Annotated in this window: 5 protein-coding genes; 4 read left to right on the top strand and 1 reads right to left on the bottom strand. The window is 58.2% G+C overall.

Annotated elements, in window-relative coordinates; translation table 11 throughout:
* The 4 genes from E1H13_RS27050 to E1H13_RS25625 all read left to right on the top strand — a co-directional run.
* Positions 1-663: WD40 repeat domain-containing protein (locus E1H13_RS27050; protein WP_206071081.1), on the top strand; the 663-nt coding region annotated here is incomplete at its 5' end.
* A gap of 311 nt (positions 664-974) precedes the next feature.
* A complete protein-coding gene (locus tag E1H13_RS25635; RefSeq protein ID WP_169617808.1) occupies positions 975-1,199 on the top strand; it encodes a ribbon-helix-helix protein, CopG family in 225 nt (74 codons plus the stop codon).
* Between the two features lie 10 nt (positions 1,200-1,209).
* Complete coding sequence (locus E1H13_RS25630) at positions 1,210-1,974, top strand: class I SAM-dependent methyltransferase (protein WP_169617807.1); 765 nt, start codon at positions 1,210-1,212, stop codon at positions 1,972-1,974.
* Positions 1,975-2,150: 176 nt separating this feature from the next.
* Entirely contained in the window at positions 2,151-3,530 is a 1,380-nt protein-coding gene (locus E1H13_RS25625; RefSeq protein WP_169617806.1) for an SGNH/GDSL hydrolase family protein, read from the top strand.
* Positions 3,531-3,694: 164 nt separating this feature from the next.
* On the opposite strand, the gene glmU is transcribed toward E1H13_RS25625, so the two are convergent.
* Positions 3,695-5,065, bottom strand: coding sequence for a bifunctional UDP-N-acetylglucosamine diphosphorylase/glucosamine-1-phosphate N-acetyltransferase GlmU (glmU, locus tag E1H13_RS25620; protein WP_169617805.1), 1,371 nt, complete (start codon positions 5,063-5,065; stop codon positions 3,695-3,697).
* Between the last annotated feature and the right edge of the window lie 251 nt (positions 5,066-5,316).

The raw sequence follows: 5,316 nt of genomic DNA, 5'->3' as shown, positions 1-5,316 counted from the left end.
CATACGGATTTGGTCAGAAGTGTGATTTTCAGCCCCGATGGGCAGACCCTGGCCAGCGCCAGCGACGATGGTACCGTCAAGCTGTGGGACCGCAGCGGCCGGGAACTGCAAACCCTCATCGGCCATACGGATTATGTCAATAGTGTGAGTTTCAGCCCCGATGGGCAGACCCTGGCCAGCGCCAACGAAGATGGCACCGTCAAGCTGTGGGATCGCAGCGGCCGGGAACTGCAAACCCTCACCGGCCACACGGCTCCGGTCTGGAGTGTGAGTTTTAGCCCCGATGGGCAGACCCTGGCCAGCGCCGGCGTCGATCGCACCGTGAAGCTGTGGGACCGCAGCGGCCGGGAACTGCAAACCCTCACCGGCCATACGAATTGGGTCAATAGTATGAGTTTCAGCCCCGATGGGCAGACCCTGGCCAGCGCCACCACCGATGGCACCGTCATCCTCTGGAACCTCGATCTCGATGACCTAATGGCCAAAAGCTGCGACTGGCTGCGCGACTACATGGCCAACCCCGCTACCCCCGCCGAAGACAAAGCCCTCTGCGAGGGGTATTTGCCCACCCAACCGCTGCTGGGGCGGCTTCCCTGGGTCAACAACGTCATCGGCTTCTGGCAAGGGGTTCTGCAACGCAGCGACAAATCACCTCAAACTTAGCATCAGCGGTTCTCCTTCGCCTGCTGCGTTGGCGCTGCTGTTTGGGTTTCGGCACCTCCTGGCACAGGCGGATCGATGTCTACAAGCTCACGGTATACTGCCTCTGGAATTAGGACTTGCCCATACAACAGAGGTAGAAGCTTTCTCTGGTGCCCAGGCTCCGCCTGAGTGCCTATCCAGGGTGGCTCTGCCACCTATAGCCAGAGGCAGAGCCTCGGGGGGCATTCCCACGCAGAGCATGGGAACGAGGACGGGAAAAAATATCCGAATTATTTCTGTGCGTCGTTCTCGTGAAGAAGAGGTATTGCTTTATGAACGCTGAAGAGTTGGAGCGCAAATTTGACGAGGGTGAAGACGACATTCTGGAACACTTCGACCTGTCTACCCTCAGGCGGCCTGGGTTAGAGCCTCAGCGCATTGAAATCAGCGTTCCGCAGTGGATGGTGGCCGCCCTCGATCGCGAGGCTGAGCAACTGGGCATCCAGCGAGAAGCCATCATTAAACTTTGGCTAGCCGAACATCTTAAAGCATCGTAGCGGGGTTGCCGTGGACGATCAAACCGAGTACATCGATACGCTGATCGCCTTGCACCGGGGGTTAGACCGTCAGGGGCCAGGGGATATTAACTTTGCCCGTCAACTGCTGCGATCGCTGCCCCCATTCCCCCCCCAGCCTCGGATCGCTGACTTGGGCTGTGGCAGTGGGGCGGGGGCACTGCTGCTGGCAGAGCATTACCAAAGTTCTGTGCTGGCGGTGGATGCGTCGGCTGTGTTTATTGAGGAACTACAAACCCGAGCCCGGGCCGCTGGTCTGGAGCAGTGGATTACCGCCATCGTGGCGGATATGGGGCAACTCGACTGGCCCCAGGGTTCGATTGATTTGCTGTGGTCAGAAGGGGCGGCCTACAACCTGGGGTTTGAGCAGGCCCTCAGCCGGTGGCGACCGTTGCTGGCCGAGGGGGGCGTGGCGGTTGTGTCTGAATTGAGCTGGTTCACCGATGCCATCCCAGCTCAAGCCTGGGACTACTGGCAGGCGGCCTATCCCGGCATCGGCAGTGAGGCGGACAATCGGCAGCGGGCCAAGCGGGCGGGTTATCGGGTGGTGGCGACCTCCAGGTTACCCAGCCAGGCCTGGTGGGCGAATTACTATGGTCCTTTGCGATCGCGCCTTAACCAGCTCAATCCCAACCTCAGCTCCGTAGCCCAAACCGTAGTGCAGGACACTGAGGCGGAAATGGCCCTATTTCAGCAATTCAGCGACGTTTACGGTTACACATTCTATATTTTGAGCCCTGAGGTGGAACACCGCTAAACCCACCCTGGGAATCGGGGCCTGTCCCTGGATGGAACATCCAGGGCCATTTTGGCTTCTAAGACAAGGGGGTTAAGGTCGCCGACCTTGGCCAGCGTGGTGAAGTGGCAGCGATCGCCTACAATCGTTCTGCTGATTGCCCTGTTGATGGGTACGATTTGAGAGTCGCAACGCTTATGTATAGCCGGTACAACTATGATTATTCGTACAAAAAGAAATCATCACGGCGGCGTTGGCGGTGGGTGTTGGTCCTGCTGTTGTTGGTCGGCATTCCGGTCGGTTTAGAATTTTTAACTCGCTTTGTCAGCCATGCCACGGGCACCAGCGATCGCTTCACCGCTGACCCCACCTCGACCTTAATCGATGCCTACCAACTGCGGTTTGTGAGCCGTCAGGGTCAACCCTATGTGGGTCTACCAGACAGCGGCGAATTAAGCGCCGTGCGAGACCCCCTGTTGGGATATCGGCTGGCGGGGGACCAGCAGAGCAATTTTTGGCACATCAACGAAAATGGCTTTCGCGCCACAGAGCCCCTACCCATAGCCAAACCAGAGGCAGAAATTAGAATTTTTGTCCTGGGGGGGTCTACGGCATTTGGCCAGCTCAGCTCGAATAACCAAACCACCTTTGCCAGCAAACTAGAAACTCGCCTGAATGACCAGGTGGCCGAGCAACGGGCTAACCCTGACCAGTTTCAGCCCACTGTCTTGCCCTTCCGGGCCGATCAAGTCCAGGAGGCCCTGGGGTTACCGCCTCGCATTCGCGATGGCCAGTACCGGGTGATCAATGCAGCGGTGCCGGGCTATGCTTCTGGCAACGAGTTAGCCATGCTGATGCAGCGGGTGGCCGCCTACGATCCAGATTTTGTGGTGGTGGTGGGTGGCCATGGGGACCTGATGTTGCCCAGTGCCGATAGGGGTAGCGATGTGCCGGGGCTAGAACAACACCTGACCGGCGAAGGACAGGCCTGGGGGGCTGAGCTCAGGACGCAGGTGCATGACTGGTTCACCCAACTATATTTAGTCCAGGGTATTCAGTCCTACAGTGGGCAACGGCAACAGCCAGAGCAGCTCCTGGCTCAACCCCTGAATCTCTATGCCCCTACCCTGAATGCCACCTGGAACGACCGCCTGCCCCAGGACCAGGCTGAGCTGGAGCAGCGCATCCAGCGCTATGGCAACCATGTCCAGCAAATGGTGACCTGGGCTTCGGTGAATCAAAAGCGCTTAATTATCGGGATTGAACCGGATATTTCAACCCGCCAGCCTGATGCCCTCACCCCCGAGGAGTCAACCATTGTCGCTGAGTTGGATGACAACTATTTAGAGCAAATGCGGATCGGCTTTGATGGCTTAGCCGCTGCGGCCTCCCAGGCGGCCGACCAATCGGCCAACGCTCAGGTGCTAAATTTTTACCCCCTGTACGAGTCCTTCCCTGGGCAGGCCTTCCAAAGTCCGAATGGGTTGACCGATGAAGCGAATACGCTGATGTCGGAACGACTCTATGATGCGATCGCCAGTCAGCTCTTTATCCAGCCCCAGCCATTTGGGTCTTAGGCGTAGCGACCTATCACGTGAACGTTGATCAGCGGGCTATCTGGGCGTTTCCTCGCACCCAGCCTCTGGCTGGGCGCATCTACCGAGGGCTCTGCCGCCCATTCTGGCGCATTTACTCAAGGGGGAAAAGCTGATGGAGGTGGGTTTGGGTAAATACCAGCCCCTCAGTCAGAAGACGACTCCCGCAGGTGGCGGGGACGCCAACCTTCGTAGACCTTTTGGGGCGGGCGGGCCACCACCAGGCAGTCTTCTGGGGTGTCTTTGGTGACCACGGAGCCAGCGGCAACGGTGGTGTCTGCCCCAAGGGTGACCGGCGCCACCAGGACACTGTTGGAGCCAGTTTTAACGCGATCGCCGATCACCGTCGGATGCTTCTTGTAGCCATCGTAATTGGCCGTAATCGTGCCTGCCCCCACATTCACCTGACTGCCCAGGGTGGCATCCCCCAAATAAGACAAGTGAGCCACGTTGGTCTTGGGCCCCAGGGTGGCTTTTTTTAGTTCCACAAAGTTGCCAATGCGGCAGCCCTCACCCACATCGGCCTGGCCTCGCAAGTGGGCGTAAGGACCCACCCGTGCGCCAGCTTGCACCGTGCTGTCGCTAATCACCGAAAAGGTGATGGTGGTGTTGGCCCCAATCTGGCTGTCTTCGATCATTGAACCAGGGCCAATGCGGCTGCCGCTACCAATCACGGTATTACCCCGCAGGTGGGTTTGAGGCTCAATCACCACATCAGGTTCGATGTGCACCGTCGTGTCGATGGTGATGCTGTCGGGGTCGATCAGAGTTACCCCAGCCGCCATCCACTGATCTTTAATCCGGTCCTGCAAGATGCCGTAGGCTTCAGCCAAATGCTTGCGGCTGTTGATGCCAAAAATTTCCTGACAGTCCTTTACATCCATCGCCATCGCAGGCTGCAAGTCTTTGACCACATCGGTCAGGTAATATTCTTGCTGGTCGTTATCGGCCTGCAGGTGGGGCAGCACTGTCATCAGCTTAGGCCAGTTAAAACAGTACACCCCCGCATTGATCCGGCGGTTTTGCCGTTGGGTCGGGCTACAGTCCCGATGTTCCACAATTTCGGTGATCATGTTGTGGTCGTCGCAAAAGACCCGCCCATAACCGGTGGGGTCATCGAACTGGGCGGTAAGTAGGGTGACCGCATTACCGTTTTGCTGATGGGTGTTGACCAATTTTTGTAGGGTCTCTGGGCGCAGCAGCGGCACATCGCCATTCAGCACTAGCAGATCCCCCTCAAAGCCCTCCAGGTGCGGAATCACCTGTTGGACGGCGTGGCCTGTGCCCAATTGTTGGGCTTGCTCTACAAAGGTTAACCCGGGCAGGTGGGCCAGGCTTGTCTGCACCTGCTCTTTGCCAAAACCCACAACCACCAGGGTGTGGCTGAGATCAATGGCACCCAGGCTATCGAGCACGCGCTCGACCATTGACTTGCCCCCCACTGAGTGGAGCACCTTGGGTAGGCTGGATTTCATGCGGGTGCCGCGTCCGGCGGCGAGAATGGCAACAGCGACCATTGGCGTGGAATTTCCTTCTGGCTTGCTGCAAGGGAGTATATCGTGGTTTGTGGAGCAGGGGTAGGGGAGGGGGGAAGTGATGGGGTGTAGACGCGGAGCGGCTTCCCGTTCGGCGGTGCCGTTCTCGAAGAGTAGGGTAAGGGGGATGGAGAAATGGGGAGGGATGGGGAGGGGGGGGTGTGATTTAAGCCGGGAAACCCTCTAAGTGAAAGGGACTGAGGGTTTGTGCTTTTAGTGACTGACGGGCAAGG

Source organism: Nodosilinea sp. P-1105 (assembly GCF_012911975.1).
GTDB lineage: Bacteria > Cyanobacteriota > Cyanobacteriia > Phormidesmidales > Phormidesmidaceae > Nodosilinea.
The sequence above is the reverse complement of the archived record's forward strand: the minus strand, read 5'-3'. Positions and strand labels throughout refer to the sequence as shown.